Raw genomic sequence first — 13,311 nt, forward strand, 5'->3', positions numbered from 1 at the left:
CCTCGTGCAAACCATCTGCATGACAGGAGACATCATGACGACATCCTCGATCCGCCTCGCACTGACGCTCGCAGCAACGCTCGCGTTCGCCTCCGCGGCCTTCGCCGCACCGCCGACCAAGACCGGCAAGACCGACAAGGGCAACGTGCTCACCGACGCCAAGGGCATGTCGCTGTACACGTTCGACAAGGACACGGACGGCAAGTCGGCCTGCAATGGTCCGTGTGCGACAAATTGGCCGGCGCTGAAAGCCGAGGCCAGCGACACGCCCGGCGACGGCTACACCATCGTCACGCGTGACGACGGCTCCAAGCAGTGGGCGCACAAGGGCAAGCCGCTCTACACCTTCGCCAAGGACACCAAGCCCGGCGATATCACCGGCGACGGATTCCTGAATGGCGCATGGCATCTGGCGATGCCGTAAGTCTGAGACAAACGGTCTCGTGCCCCGGACGCAGCGCAGCGCTCCTTCAGCGGTGCGCTGCAGAGCCGGGGCCCACTCGCAGCGGATACGAGGCCTTCTGGATCCCGGCTCTGCGCAGCAACGCTGTTGCGTTGTCGCTTGTCCGGGACACGGAGAGAGTTACCGCAGCCCCTCATACACCATCAATCCACGTGCGATCTGCAGTTTGCGGATCGCGCGCGGCAGCAGTTTCTCGGGCTGGTGCAAGTAGCGCCAGGAGGTGACGGTGAACGGGCCGAGCGCGCCGCATTCGTCGGCGAACGGCGCGAGCACGCCGGTCACGCTGACCGGCGTGTGAGGGCGGGCGTTGAAGGGCAGCAACAGCAGCTCGAGATGCGCCTTGCTGCCGTCCTCGCGCTGCGCGGTGAGGCCGGCGATCGCACCTAAGGTCTCGTCGGCGACGATGGTCGTGATCTCCTCGATCTCGCGGCGGCTCGCCTCGGTGAACAGCGCGGCAAAGTCCTGATCCTTGAGATCGAGGCCTGCGAGCGCGCAAACGCGGGTGCCGGCGACGCGGAACGGGAAGCCTGCTTTCGGCTCGCAGGACAGGACGAAAATGTCGCCCAGCAGCTCGCGCACCGCGGCCGGGTCGATATCGGCCCGGTCAGGGGCCCGCGCGCTGCCGCGCTTCTCGTCCCAATACGCGAAGAATGCGCGGCTCGATGGATGTTTCATGATCGACGCTTACCCCTCGGCGCAGCCTCATGGGACAAAGCTGTCCCGCTTCAGCGCACCTGAGATCCCTTTGATGTTGTGCAGGAGGGGAATTGCAGCGTCCATGCCGCGGAGGCGTTTTTGGCAGAAGCAGCGCTGCCTTTGCGGCGTTAACGTTAAATTAACTATGCGCTTTGCGTGTCCGGCGCGCCTGCTATGGTCATGCCAGTCGCAAGCCTCGCCGCTTTCTCCAGGTTCTCGGCGGGGCCTGTACACGGGCGTCAAACAGTTTGGTCACTGGCCGCGGGGAGGGGTGGGGATACACCTTATTTTCCCGTCGCGTCGGAAAGGCCGACACGGACAGGCAGGGCTTTCCCAGGGCCCTGCCTTTTCCTTTTGTGCACTTGCGCAAGGCCGGTAAAGGCGACTATCTCCAAGTCTCTTCAAGAAGCTCGTTGCCTCGATCGCGCCTGAAAGCGAAACCGCCTTGGATTCCCCGTCACAACCCCCGTCGGACCATCCGGTCGTCGCCGAAGAGCCCCCGCGCGAGCCGATCCTGACCTTGCCGCTGCCGCTGACGGCCTATGTCCTCCTGCTGGCGCTGATCCATCTGCGGGTGCTGCTGCCGCCGGAGCTGGAGAACTGGACCATCGACGTGTTCGGCTTCATCCCGAAGCGCTACGATTCCTCACTGGTCAATCTGCAGTTCGAGGGCGGCGCGGGCGCCAAGGTCTGGACCTTCGTCACCTATTCGCTGCTGCACGCCAATCTCACCCATCTCGCCTTCAACGTGCTGTGGCTGCTGCCGTTCGGCAGCGCGCTGGCGCGGCGCTTCGGCGCGCTGCGCTTCTTTGTGTTCCTGGCGGTGACGGCCGCTGCCGGCGCGCTGGCCCATCTCGTCACCCACGAGCACGCGGTGGTGCCGATGATCGGCGCCTCGGCCTCGGTATCGGGCGCGATGGCGGCGGCGATCCGGTTCGCGTTCGTGCACGGCAGCTTCCTGTCGTTCAGCCGTTCGGACGCCGATACCGCCGCAAAAGTTCCGGCGCTGCCGCTGTTTCAGGCGCTGCGCGATCGACGGATCGTCGGATTCCTCTTCGTGTGGTTCGCGATGAACATCATCTTCGGCGTCGGCGCGATCGGCGTCGACGGCGACAGCGCGGGCGTCGCCTGGGAAGCGCATATCGGCGGCTTCTTTGCAGGCCTGTTGCTGTTCGCGCTGTTCGATCCCGTGCCGCGCGTGCGAAGCGAGGATGCTGCGGATGCGTCATCACAGGACATTTCAAACGGTATTTGAAGCGGCGCTTGCGGCGCGGCCCGAATTCATCCATCATTCCCGGGAAGAATGTTCCGAAGCAGCAAGCTCATAGAAGCTGCACTTCGCAAAGCGCTCGAGCGTGAAACCGGCGCTGAAACTGTTAGTTGAAGACTCGCGAACAAGTCCGGACCGCGCAAAGCGGACGGGTCCGATTCAGGGAGGCGACAATGACGGTACGTTCCATTCTCAATACCAAGGGCCACCAGATCATGAGCGTCGCGCCCGACGCCAAGCTCGTCGCTGCCGTCAAGCTGCTCGGCGAGAAGAAGATCGGCGCGGTGCTGGTGATGGACCAGAGCCGGCTCGAGGGCATCCTGTCCGAGCGCGACATCGTGCGCGTGCTCGGCGAGCGCGGCGCAGGCGTGCTGGATGAGCCTGTCAGTCAGGTCATGACCCGCAAGGTCGTGAGCTGCAAGGAGACCGATACGGTCGCCGAACTGATGGAGATGATGACGACAGGCAAGTTCCGCCATCTGCCTGTCGTCGACAATGGCAGGGTGGTCGGCCTCATCTCGATCGGCGACATCGTCAAGTGGCGCGTGCGCGAATACGAGTCCGAGCAGGAAGCTCTGCGCGACTACATCAAGACGGCCTAAGCCCGTCTCATTCGGCTTTCGGCGCGGCGCCTTCGGGCGCCGGCGCGAGCACCTCGATGGTTTCCTGGATCGACTCGAGCGCACGCTCGGCGGCGCGCGCGCCGTGCGCGATCAGGTCTTCGGCGCGATGAAAGTCGAACCAGCCGAACTGGCCGACCCGTGGCGTAATGAGAAGGTCGGGCGGATCGCCGGCGAGCCGCGCACGGGTGATGCGGTCCTGCATGATGTTGAAGGCATCGATCATCACCGACGAGATGCCTGGACGGCCGGCGCTGCCGAAGAACTCGCGCTTGACGGTTTTTTCCGGCGAGAAGATGCGCGGAAAACGCCGCTTGGCCGGGACCTCCTCGGCGACAGGCAGGGGTGTCGCCCCATGCGCATGGATCGTCGTCGAATGCGTGAAGATGTCCGTCGACAGATTGACCGCGATGACGATTTCGGCGCCGAGCGCCCGTGCTGCCGACACCGGCACCGGGTTCACCAGCGCGCCGTCGACCAGCCAGCGGTCGCCGATCATCACGGGCGAGAAGATGCCGGGCAGCGCATAGGAGGCGCGCATCGCCTCGACCAGACGGCCGCGCGTCAGCCAGATCTCGTGGCCGGTCCGGACCTCGGTCGCGACCGAGGCATATTTCATCGGCAGGTCCTCGATCAGGGTCTGGCCGATCGATTCCTCCAGCCGGCTTGCGAGCTTCTCGCCGCCGATCAGGCCCGAACCGTTGAGGCGGATGTCGAGATAGCCGAGGATGTTGCGCACGCCTTGCAGGCTGCGGGCCCAGTCTTCCAGCGCGTCGAGCCGGTCGGCCGCATAGGCGCCGCCGACCGCAGCGCCGATCGAGGTACCGACCACGACATCGGGCACGATGCCGTTGGCCAGCAGCGTTCTCATGATACCGATATGGGCAAATCCACGCGCCGCGCCGCCGCCGAGGGCGAGACCGATGACGGGCCGGCGGATACTGCCGAGGCCGACTTTCTCGCCATTTGCCCCGTTCAAACCGCGACCTCTCAAGATATCCAGCACCGAAACTCTCCTACCTCGGGCCGTCCTCACTCCAGAGTAGGCGCCGCGCTTCCGCTTCGCCAGAAACAGGGCAAAGCATGGTTTATAGCGTTCGGGACACAGGGGGCAGGAGTGTGGCGAGGGCCCGTTGCCTCGGATGTAATCACGCAGGCGTCAGCCGGGTTCCATAGAACCGTAATCCATGGGATTTCAGAGGCTTGAATTTGCCGCGTTTTCGGTGAAAAGCAGAGGCATGACTCCCGGGGGTGACGGCATCAGCAGATGGCGGCGCGGCGGCAGGCCGCTGCCGGCGCTTGTCGTTGCAATGTCTTTGGCCGCATGCCTCCTCGGCTTGGGCCAAAATACCGCGCACGCGCAGCTTTTCTCCGATCGTCCGCCGCCGGTGCCGCCGGCCTCGGTGCCTGATCCCGGCAATGCCGTGAGCCTGGCCCCGCCGTCCGGTCCGGGTGCCGGTCCTCCGAGCCTGCCGCCGACCCTGACGCAGCCGAATACGCCCAGCATGCCGCCGCCGGCGGTCTCGACCGTGCCCCCGTCCGCGCCGTTCAGCGCGGCCGTGCCGGGCCAGGGTGTGCTGTCGCTGACCGCGAGATACGGCAAGGATTCTCCGGCGATCAACGGCGGCCTGGTCTGGCGCGTCTTTGCTGACCGTCCCGACGAGAACGGCACCTTCAAGCTGATCAAGGAGGACCGCAGCGCGACGCCCAGCATCGTGCTGCCGCCCGGCAATTACGTCGTGCATGTCGCCTTCGGTCTCGTCAGCGCGGTGCGCACCGTCAGTCTGAAGGCCGAGACCGACCGCGAGTCCTTCGTGCTGCCGGCCGGGGGGTTGCGCATCGAGGGCCGCGTCGGCACCAGCCGCATCCCGCAGAACCAGATCTCGTTTGCGATCTACAAGGGCAGCCAGTTCGAAACCGGCGAGCGGGCCTCGCTGGTGCCGAACGTCGCCGCCGGCGACGTCGTGCTGCTGCCGGAGGGCACCTACTACATCATCTCCAATTACGGCGACGCCAATTCGGTGGTGCGCTCGGACATCCGCGTCCAGGCCGGCAAGCTCACCGACGTCACCATCACCCATCGTGCGGCCGTGATCACGCTCAAGCTCGTCAGCGACAAGGGCGGCGAGGCGCTCGCCAACACCGCCTGGTCGGTGCTGACGCCTGGCGGCGACGTCATCAAGGAATCGATCGGCGCCTTCCCGCGCGTCGTGCTCTCCGAAGGCGAATACCGCGCCATCGCCAAGAACGAGGGCAAGGTCTATGAGCGCGGCTTCAACGTGGTCAACGGCGTCGATGGCGAAGTCGAAGTCGTGGCGCGCTGAGCGCGCCGCACTTCTCATTCAGCGCACGAAAAGTCACAAGAGCCGGAGAGGATTGCTCGGCAGGATCGCTGCAGCGCGGACGCTTTGCGACCGCATCTCCAGGCGCGAGTCAGGCCCTAACATTTGTTGTGAAACGTCCCGGTGAGCGTCTGCTTACCGGGCATCCCCGCTGCGTTTCGCTTTGAATACCGCTGTCAGCGCTACCAAGACGTCTAGCCAAGAAATCAAAAACACCGGTGGCATCGGCTTATTCCAGGCTCATCGTGTCTTCGTATTACCTTTGCAAGATACGCATTTCCGATAATCAATTTCATTCGCTTTCCGTCCTGCTGGGTTATATGTCGGGCATCCGTCCGATGGGGGACGCCGGCGCAGCCTTGGTGGGCTTGCGCTGCTGGCAAGGAGCAGGGGACCAAGCGCGTCGGCATGTTCGAAGTGATCCTCACCAGACGCAAACGGTTCGGTTGGCGGTGGCAGGTCTGCGACCAGTCCGGCAAGATCTTTGCCGATGGTTTCGAGCGCTCGCGTCCATCAGCCAAATATCACGGCGAGCGCGCACTATTTTTCCTGTTGTCGCAGGCCTATCTGCGCAACCGCTCCGCGGCGTCGAGCGAGGATTAGCGGCAGATTTGCGCCGTCAGATATCGACCACCAGTTTGCCCTTGGCGGCGTGATCGCGGATCAACGCATAGGCCTCGCCAACGCTCTCCATCGTGAAGCGTCTCGCATCGAGCAGCGGCACCAGCCTGCCGGCCTCGGCGAGGCGCGTGGCTTCCGCCATGATCTCCCCGTGATGCGCACGGCCTTCGCCCGATAGCAACGGCAGCAGCGTGAACACGCCGGAATAGGTGGCGGCGCGGAACGACAGCGGTGCCAGCGCATGCGTGCCCCAGCCGAGCGCGCTGACGACATGGCCGAAGCGGCGCACCGCCGCAAAGGAGGCATCGAGCACTTTGCCGCCGACGGTGTCGTAGACGATGTCGAAGCCGCGGCCGCCGGTGTGCTCGGCGACGTAGGCCTCGACCGAGATGTCCCGGTCGATGAATACGGCGCCAAGACCTTCGATGGTCGCGCGCTGCGAGGCCGAGCCAGTCGCGTACACCTCCGCACCGAACGCGCGTGCGATCTGGATCGCGACATGGCCGACGCCGCCCGCGCCGCCATGGATCAACACCTTCTGTCCGGCCTTCAAGGCGGCGCGGTCGATCAGGCCTTCCCAGGCGGTGATGAAGATCAGCGGCAGGGCGGCGGCCTCGCGCATGCTGAGATTGGCCGGCTTCAGCGCCAGCAAGTCGGCATCAACGGCGGCGAATTCGGCGAGCGATCCCGGCACGCCGCCGACGCCGCCGGTCATGCCGTAGACCTCGTCACCAACCGTGAACCGCGAGACCTCGCGTCCGGTCTGCTCGACCACGCCGGCGAGATCGATGCCGGGGATCGCCGGCAGCGGATGGCGCGCATGCGCGGCTGCGCCGGCATGGATCTTGGTGTCGAGCGGATTGACCCCGCTTGCGCGAACGCGCACCAGCACCTCGCGCGGGCCGATCTCGGGGGTGGAGATGGTTGAGATGCGCAAGGGGGCGTTGTGGGTCTCCAGCACGGCTGCACGCATCGTCGATGCTCTGGTCATGGTCGTCGGCTCCGTTATTTGCCCTCCAATATGCCCATGATTTTTTGCATGGGAAGAAACAAGGATGTACGATATTCGTGCATTTTTGAATGGGTGGGAATTCCGATGGAATGGAGCGATCTGCGCATTTTTCTCGCGATCGCGCGCGAGGGCACGCTCGGGGCAGCCGCGCGAAAAATCGGCCAGACCCAGCCGACGATGGGGCGGCGCCTGCGCGCGCTCGAGCAGGCGCTCGGGCAGACGCTGTTCCAGCGCACCGCGGATGGCTTTGTGCTTACCGACGAAGGCGCCGCGGTGCTCGCGCATGCCGAGCGGATCGAGGAAGAAGCGCTGGCGCTGCAGCGGCAGGCGACCGGTGCCGAGACGCAACTCGACGGCATGTTGCGTCTGTCCTCGTCGGACTGGTTCGGCACGCTGATGCTGTCGCCTGTCATTGCGGCGTTCGGCAAGCGCCATCCCAGGGTCATCGTCGAGCTCCTGACCGACGCGCGGCTCTACAGCCTGCCGCGGCGCGAGGCCGACCTCGTCTTTCGCATCAAGCCATTCGATGAGCCCGAGGTCATTTCGCGAAAGCTGCTTCACATTCCCTATGCGCTCTACGGCAAGAAGGGCAGCAAGGCACCGCGGGCCGGCGATGGCAGCGGCGTCCGCGTCGTGACCATGAACGCGGAATTCGCCGAGATGCCCGACGCGGTCTGGCTGAAGCGCAATTTGCCGAACGCGGAGATCGCCGCGCGCAGCAACAATCGCCAGGCGCAGGCCGAGCTCTGCGCCGGCGGCGGCGGCCTCGCCGTGCTGCCGCGTCCGCTCGGTGATCGCGACCGCCGCTTGGTCGCGCTCGACATCGGGGTGATGCCGCCGGGCCGCGACACCTATGTCGGATACCACCGCGATCTCCGCCGGCTGGCGCGTCTGCGCGCGTTGCTGGATCTCGTGATCGAGCAACTGGCCGGGGAGGCGTCGTAGCGCTCCATCCGGGCCACGAGATCTTGCGTTGCCGGGCGGGCAAAACACCCCAGGCGCGGGGCAATGCCTTCCAACAAAAATATTCCACTTTACCGAAATTCGGAAATGACGTATGGGTTGCGCAACCCGGCCCATGGAAGAGGGGCGTATCGCGATCGTCACGACGCGGACCGGACGGCAGTGGACGGTGAGCACATCGGCGCGAAGGGTTTTGCTGGGCGGGCAACCGCGAGTGGGACTGTCGCGCGAACGACCGGTGTGATCGGCGTACGGCAAAATCGTGTGGTCCTGGCGCCCGGGTCTGTGCGTCAAGGCTCGTCATGATGCGTGTGGTCCAACCGGACCCTCGTATTGGCGATCTGCGAGCCGACGGGGATAGTGCCTCGCTCCCCGGGGAGAGCACGACATAAGCCGTCAAACCACTGCGCAGGGAAGGCCGGATGTTTCGGCTTCACCTGTACGCCGCTGTGCAGCCTCTTCTTTTAGGTATCGCACAGCGGAACCCAGGTGCCAGCCTGGCACCCGGTCTTCCCTGCGCCCTCTTTCATTGGAGGGTGAAGCGATGAAGCAAAGCTCGGGCGAGATGAGCCGCGAGGATGCGAAGGTGCGTCTGCGATGACAATACAAATTGATGGAGCGACCATGTTTCCGCACACTCCGTCGTTGCGAGCGCAGCGAAGCAATCCAGACTGCATCCGCGGAAAGATTCTGGATTGCTTCGCTGCGCTCGCAATGACGACGTGGATGCAGCTGTGCGCAATTCAAGCAACCGTCACAGTCTCTAACGCCCACTAACCAAGGCGCGACTTAAAACTGTCGTAATCGCTGATCCGCAACCAGCTCTGCGTCCTTTTTACACGCCATTAAGCAGGCCAGCCTTTGGATGCGCACGGAAAGTGCGTTGGGGACTGCAATGAGTGCCGCGAAGAAGATGCCGGGCAAACCGGCCACCGAAATGTTTGACGACATCCCGGTGCTTCAGCGCAAATGGCGTGCCGCATTGAGGCCGGGTGACCGGCTGCCGCGATATGAAGACGTGATGCTCGGCAGCCTCGGACGGCTGGCCGATCACATCGCGCTGCTCAAGGGCGACGGCACGCTCGAACTGTCGCGCAGCGGGCGCTACGTGCAGAAATGGCTCGGCGAGGAGCGCTGGGATATCCCGCTCGCGGAGCTGGCGCCGGATTGCGCCACCGCGCTGTCGGAAGTGGCGGCAAGCGCGCTCAAGAACGGGCGGCCGCACCAGGCCAGGGCCCACTGCGTGCGCGACGGCATGGTCAGGACCTACGATCTGCTGGCGCTGCCGACCGCCTCGCGCTGGGGCGCGACGCTGGTCGGCGCCTATGTCAACGAGCGCGGCGCGCAGTACAATCTGCTGGATGCGATCTTTTCGGCGACAGACGATGCCGTGGTCTCGCTGGCGACGCTGCGCGATGCGAACGGTCGGCCGTTCGATTTCCAGGTCGTGCATCACAACAAGAGCGCCGAGCTGCTGCTTGAGGTCGCGAGCGGCGGCCTGTTGTGGCGCCAGATCGGTCAGGGCACCTCGCTGCTGGCCGCGGCCGAAATCATGGAGTTCCTGCTGAAGGCGGTTTCGGGCGGCCGCGGTGAGCAGCTCGAGATCGAGAGCGATGGCCGTTATCTGCGCATGAGCGCGACCGCCTTTGCCGACGTCATTTCGCTGACGATCTCCGATGTGACCGCGATGAAGCGGCGCGACGCCTCGTTCCGCCTGCTGTTCGACAACAACCCGATGCCGATGTGGGTGTTCGACGCCGAGACCAAGCAGTTCCTCAGCGTCAACGACGCCGCGGTCCAGCATTACGGCTATAGTCGCGCCGCCTTCCTGCGCATGAAGCTGCACGAGATCTGGCCCGAGGACGAGTGGGAAAGCCACGCCGAGGCGCTCGAGCGCGTCGGCGAAACCTATCACTCCCCGCGCAACTGGCGGCACCTGCGCGCCGACGGCAGCGAGATCGAAGTGCTCACCTTTGGCCGCCGCGTCCCCTTCAACGACCGCGACGGCTATCTGGTTGCAGTGGCCGACATTACCGAGCGGCGCAAGGCGGAAGCGCGGATCGCCTATATGGCGCATCACGACGGGCTCACCGACCTTCCCAACCGGGAGTATTTCCAGGAGCGCCTGAAGCAGGCGCTCGACCAGGCCGCGGGAAAACGGGTCGGCGTGCTCTATATCGATCTCGACCTGTTCAAGAACATCAACGATTCCTTCGGGCATCCGTCCGGCGACCGCGTGTTGAAGCAAGTCGCCGAACGTCTCGCCACTGCCGTTCGCGGCGTCAATCTCGCCGCGCGGCTTGGTGGTGACGAGTTTGCCGTGATCCTCGCCGCAGACGTTTCGCCGAACGAGGCGAGCGCCTGCGCGACGCTGCTGATCGACATGCTGAAGGCGCCCTACGACATCGACGGCCAGGAAATGGTCATCGGCGCCAGCATCGGCATCGCGCTGTCGCCGGGCGACGGCACGACGTCCGAGGAACTGATGCGCAACGCCGATATGGCGCTGTACCGGGCGAAGTCCGACGGCGGCGGCGTGCACCATTTCTTCGAGCGCGACATGGACCTGCAAGCCCAGAAGCGCCGCGACATGGAGGTCGATCTGCGCCGCGCCTTCGCCAATGGCGAGTTCGAGCTGCACTATCAGCCGCTGGTGTCGATCGCGTCCGACCGCATCTCCGGCTTCGAGTCGCTGTTGCGCTGGCGTCACCCCGACAAGGGCATGATCTCGCCGGCGGAATTCATTCCCGTGGCGGAAGACATCGGCCTGATCACCCAGCTCGGCGAATGGGTGCTGCGCGAGGCCTGCCATGAAGCGGTGAAGTGGCCCTCCGACGTCAAGGTCGCGGTCAACCTGTCGCCGGCGCAATTCCGCAGCCGCAATCTGGTTCAGGTCGTGATCTCGGCGCTGGCGCAATCCGGCCTGTCGCCGAAGCGGCTCGAGCTGGAGATCACCGAATCGATCTTCCTCGCCGAGACCGATGCCAATCTGGCGATCCTGCATCAATTGCGCGAGCTCGGTGTCGGCATTTCCATGGATGATTTCGGCACGGGCTATTCGAGCCTCAGTTACTTGCGCAGCTTCCCGTTCGACAAGATCAAGATCGATCGCTCCTTCGTGAAGGATCTGGCGCGGCGGCCCGATTGCGTCGCGATCGTGCGCGCAATCTCAGGGCTGGGCCGGAGCCTCAATATCACCACGACCGCGGAGGGCGTCGAGACCGAGGATCAGCTCGACTGGCTGCGAGCCGAAGGCTGCAACGAGGTGCAGGGCTTTCTGTTCAGTGCGGCGCGCCCGGCCGCCGAGATCGCAAAGCTGCTCGCGGAGTTCGGCCAGCGCGCCTCACGGGCGGCATGAGCATGATTCGGACAAGTGCGCAGCGGTTTTCCGAACAGATCGTGCTCGAACAAATGACTTATGCGGGCGGAAAGCTGCCGTAGACCAGTTCCTTGAACGCGGGCGTGATGCGGCCGCGTTCGTTCTGGGTCTGCTCCATCAGGATGTAGACCATGTCGAGCTTGGGATCGACGCCGAAATAGGTGCCGCTGCCCGAGTCCCATTTCAATTCACCGATCGAGCCCGCAGGCGGCGGCTTGGCATTGCCGGGGTCGGTTCGGACAGCAAGGCCGTAGCCATAGCCGAAGCCATCGCCGGGGAAATAGAAATAGTCGCGTTCGACGCCGGAGCCGGGCCCGATCTGATCGCTCGTCATGGCCTTGAACGCGGCCGGGCTGAGGTAGCGCTTGCCGTCGAGTTCGCCGCCGTTGAGCAGCATTTGCGCGAAGCGCTGATAGTCGGTGATGGTCGAGAGCAGGCCGCCGCCGCCGGATTGCCATTCCGGATGGTCGAGACGTTCGCGCTCGCCATTGAGCAGGATCTGGTCGCTCGGCAGCGGTCGCGCCATCCGCTCGATCTCGTCGGGCGTCGACAGCAAGAACTTGGTGCTGGTCATGCCGAGCGGATCGAAGATGCGTTGCTTCAATGCGTCGTACAACGTCTGTCCGGTGATGATCTCGATGACGCTTCCCAGCACGTCGGTGGAATGACCGTAGCGCCACAGCGTCCCCGGCTCGCGCGCCAGCGGAAGCCGGGCGATACGGTCGGCAAATTCCCCGTTGTTGAAGTGGCCTTCGAAGATATGGGCCGCCTTGTAGGCCAGCTCGACCCATCTGCCGCCGATGTAATCGTAGGTGATGCCCGAGGTGTGCCGCATCAAATCCCTGACGGTCACCGGATGAACAGGCGGCACCATCTCGAGTGCCATCGAGCCATCGGGCTTGGTGATTTCCATTCCCACCTTGGTGGCGGCGAAGAGGGGAATGTATTTCGACACGGGGTCGGCGAGGGAGAGCTTGCCTTGGTCGATCAGCATCATCGCAGCGAGGCTGGTGATCGGCTTTGTCATCGAATGAAGCGCGAAGATCGTGTCGGGCGTCATGGACAGGCGGGTCCTGACATCGCGCACGCCGAACATCTTGAAATAGACAGACTTGCCGTGCTGGTGGATCAGCACGATCGCGCCCGGCAAACGGCCGCTGGTCACCTCATTTTCGAAGAAGGCGGTGATGGCTCGCAGCTTGTCGGGTGCCGGAGAGGGGATGTCGCCAGCGCGGCTCCGCGCCATCGTGCCGGCCAGCATGGCGGCCCCGACCAGAAATTCACGACGCTTCATCCGGGCTTCCCCCCACGCCCGGAGCAAAGCCGCAAGACGCCAAGGGCGTCAACAAAACTCCGATCAAAAACGGGTCACGATTTCGGAAAGGACCGGTCGCGGACGATCCTCGCTCGGCTTGGTCGGTTTGCCGATGTGAACGAGGCCGGCGAGTTTCTCGTCGGCCTTGAGGCCGAAGCCATCAAGCACGTCGCGATCGAAGGAGAACCAGCCGCTCAGCCAACAGGCGCCGTAGCCGAGCGCGGTTGCGGCGGTGACGATGTTCATGGCGCTGGCACCTGCCGACATCTCCTGCTCCCACGCCGGCACCTTGGGATGCGGCTTGGTGAAGCTGACGATGCCGATCACCAGCGGCGCATCGGTCAGGCGCTTGCGCTCGGTCTCGATATCGGCTGCGGAGGCGCCGGGATTCTTGCGGGCAAAGACTTTCGCGATCACCTCGCCGGCGCGCTGGCGCGCATCGCCCTCGAAAATGATGAAGCGCCAGGGGGCGAGCTTGCCGTGATCAGGCACGCGCGCGCCGATGGTGAGAATGGTCTCGAGCTCGGCCGGCGTGGGGCCAGGGCCGGTCATCTCGCGCGGCTTGACCGAGCGGCGGGTCTTCAGGAGTTCGATGGCGTCAAGCATTGCGATGGCCTCTTCGGCTGGTCG

12 protein-coding genes are annotated in these 13,311 nt (G+C 64.6%); 7 read left to right on the forward strand and 5 right to left on the reverse strand.

The window, feature by feature from the left end:
* Positions 1-34: 34 nt before the first annotated feature.
* Positions 35-424, forward strand: a complete 390-nt coding sequence (locus tag XH91_RS13640) for a COG4315 family predicted lipoprotein (protein WP_128951074.1) — start codon at positions 35-37, stop codon at positions 422-424.
* 159 nt (positions 425-583) lie between these two features.
* On the opposite strand, the gene XH91_RS13645 is transcribed toward XH91_RS13640, so the two are convergent.
* Positions 584-1,138, reverse strand: a complete 555-nt coding sequence (locus tag XH91_RS13645; protein ID WP_128951075.1) for a PAS domain-containing protein — start codon at positions 1,136-1,138, stop codon at positions 584-586.
* 466 nt (positions 1,139-1,604) lie between these two features.
* On the opposite strand from XH91_RS13645, the gene XH91_RS13650 reads away from it, so the two are divergent.
* Both XH91_RS13650 and XH91_RS13655 read left to right on the forward strand, forming a co-directional pair.
* Entirely contained in the window at positions 1,605-2,414 is an 810-nt protein-coding gene (locus tag XH91_RS13650; protein ID WP_128951076.1) for a rhomboid family intramembrane serine protease, read from the forward strand.
* A gap of 188 nt (positions 2,415-2,602) precedes the next feature.
* The gene (locus tag XH91_RS13655; protein WP_128951077.1) at positions 2,603-3,031 is read left to right on the forward strand and encodes a CBS domain-containing protein; all 429 of its coding nucleotides are present in this window, start codon (positions 2,603-2,605) and stop codon (positions 3,029-3,031) included.
* A 7-nt stretch (positions 3,032-3,038) separates the two neighbouring features.
* Here XH91_RS13655 and XH91_RS13660 read toward each other — a convergent pair whose 3' ends face one another.
* Positions 3,039-4,055 carry a patatin-like phospholipase family protein gene (locus XH91_RS13660; RefSeq protein ID WP_128951078.1) on the reverse strand — a complete coding sequence of 339 codons (1,017 nt, stop codon included), beginning with the start codon at positions 4,053-4,055 and terminating at the stop codon, positions 3,039-3,041.
* Between the two features lie 232 nt (positions 4,056-4,287).
* On the opposite strand from XH91_RS13660, the gene XH91_RS13665 reads away from it, so the two are divergent.
* Entirely contained in the window at positions 4,288-5,373 is a 1,086-nt protein-coding gene (locus XH91_RS13665; RefSeq protein ID WP_128951079.1) for a hypothetical protein, read from the forward strand.
* A gap of 426 nt (positions 5,374-5,799) precedes the next feature.
* Positions 5,800-5,994 (forward strand): hypothetical protein, encoded by a 195-nt coding sequence (locus XH91_RS13670; RefSeq protein ID WP_128951080.1) that lies wholly within the window; start codon positions 5,800-5,802, stop codon positions 5,992-5,994.
* A 16-nt stretch (positions 5,995-6,010) separates the two neighbouring features.
* Here XH91_RS13670 and XH91_RS13675 read toward each other — a convergent pair whose 3' ends face one another.
* On the reverse strand, positions 6,011-7,003 hold the full coding sequence (locus XH91_RS13675; protein WP_245470750.1) for a zinc-dependent alcohol dehydrogenase family protein: 993 nt from the start codon (positions 7,001-7,003) through the stop codon (positions 6,011-6,013).
* Positions 7,004-7,108: 105 nt separating this feature from the next.
* Here XH91_RS13675 and XH91_RS13680 point away from each other — a divergent pair, with 105 nt between their 5' ends.
* Positions 7,109-7,969 (forward strand): LysR family transcriptional regulator, encoded by an 861-nt coding sequence (locus XH91_RS13680; RefSeq protein WP_128951081.1) that lies wholly within the window; start codon positions 7,109-7,111, stop codon positions 7,967-7,969.
* Positions 7,970-8,882: 913 nt separating this feature from the next.
* A complete protein-coding gene (locus XH91_RS13690) occupies positions 8,883-11,345 on the forward strand; it encodes a putative bifunctional diguanylate cyclase/phosphodiesterase (RefSeq protein WP_128951082.1) in 2,463 nt (820 codons plus the stop codon).
* Between the two features lie 58 nt (positions 11,346-11,403).
* Here the strand turns inward: XH91_RS13690 and XH91_RS13695 are convergent, their stop codons facing one another.
* Positions 11,404-12,660, reverse strand: coding sequence for a serine hydrolase domain-containing protein (locus XH91_RS13695; RefSeq protein ID WP_128951083.1), 1,257 nt, complete (start codon positions 12,658-12,660; stop codon positions 11,404-11,406).
* Between the two features lie 63 nt (positions 12,661-12,723).
* Positions 12,724-13,287 (reverse strand): nitroreductase family protein, encoded by a 564-nt coding sequence (locus XH91_RS13700; RefSeq protein ID WP_128951084.1) that lies wholly within the window; start codon positions 13,285-13,287, stop codon positions 12,724-12,726.
* Positions 13,288-13,311: the final 24 nt, after the last annotated feature.

It is taken from the genome of Bradyrhizobium guangzhouense (genome assembly GCF_004114955.1).
Taxonomy (GTDB): domain Bacteria; phylum Pseudomonadota; class Alphaproteobacteria; order Rhizobiales; family Xanthobacteraceae; genus Bradyrhizobium; species Bradyrhizobium guangzhouense.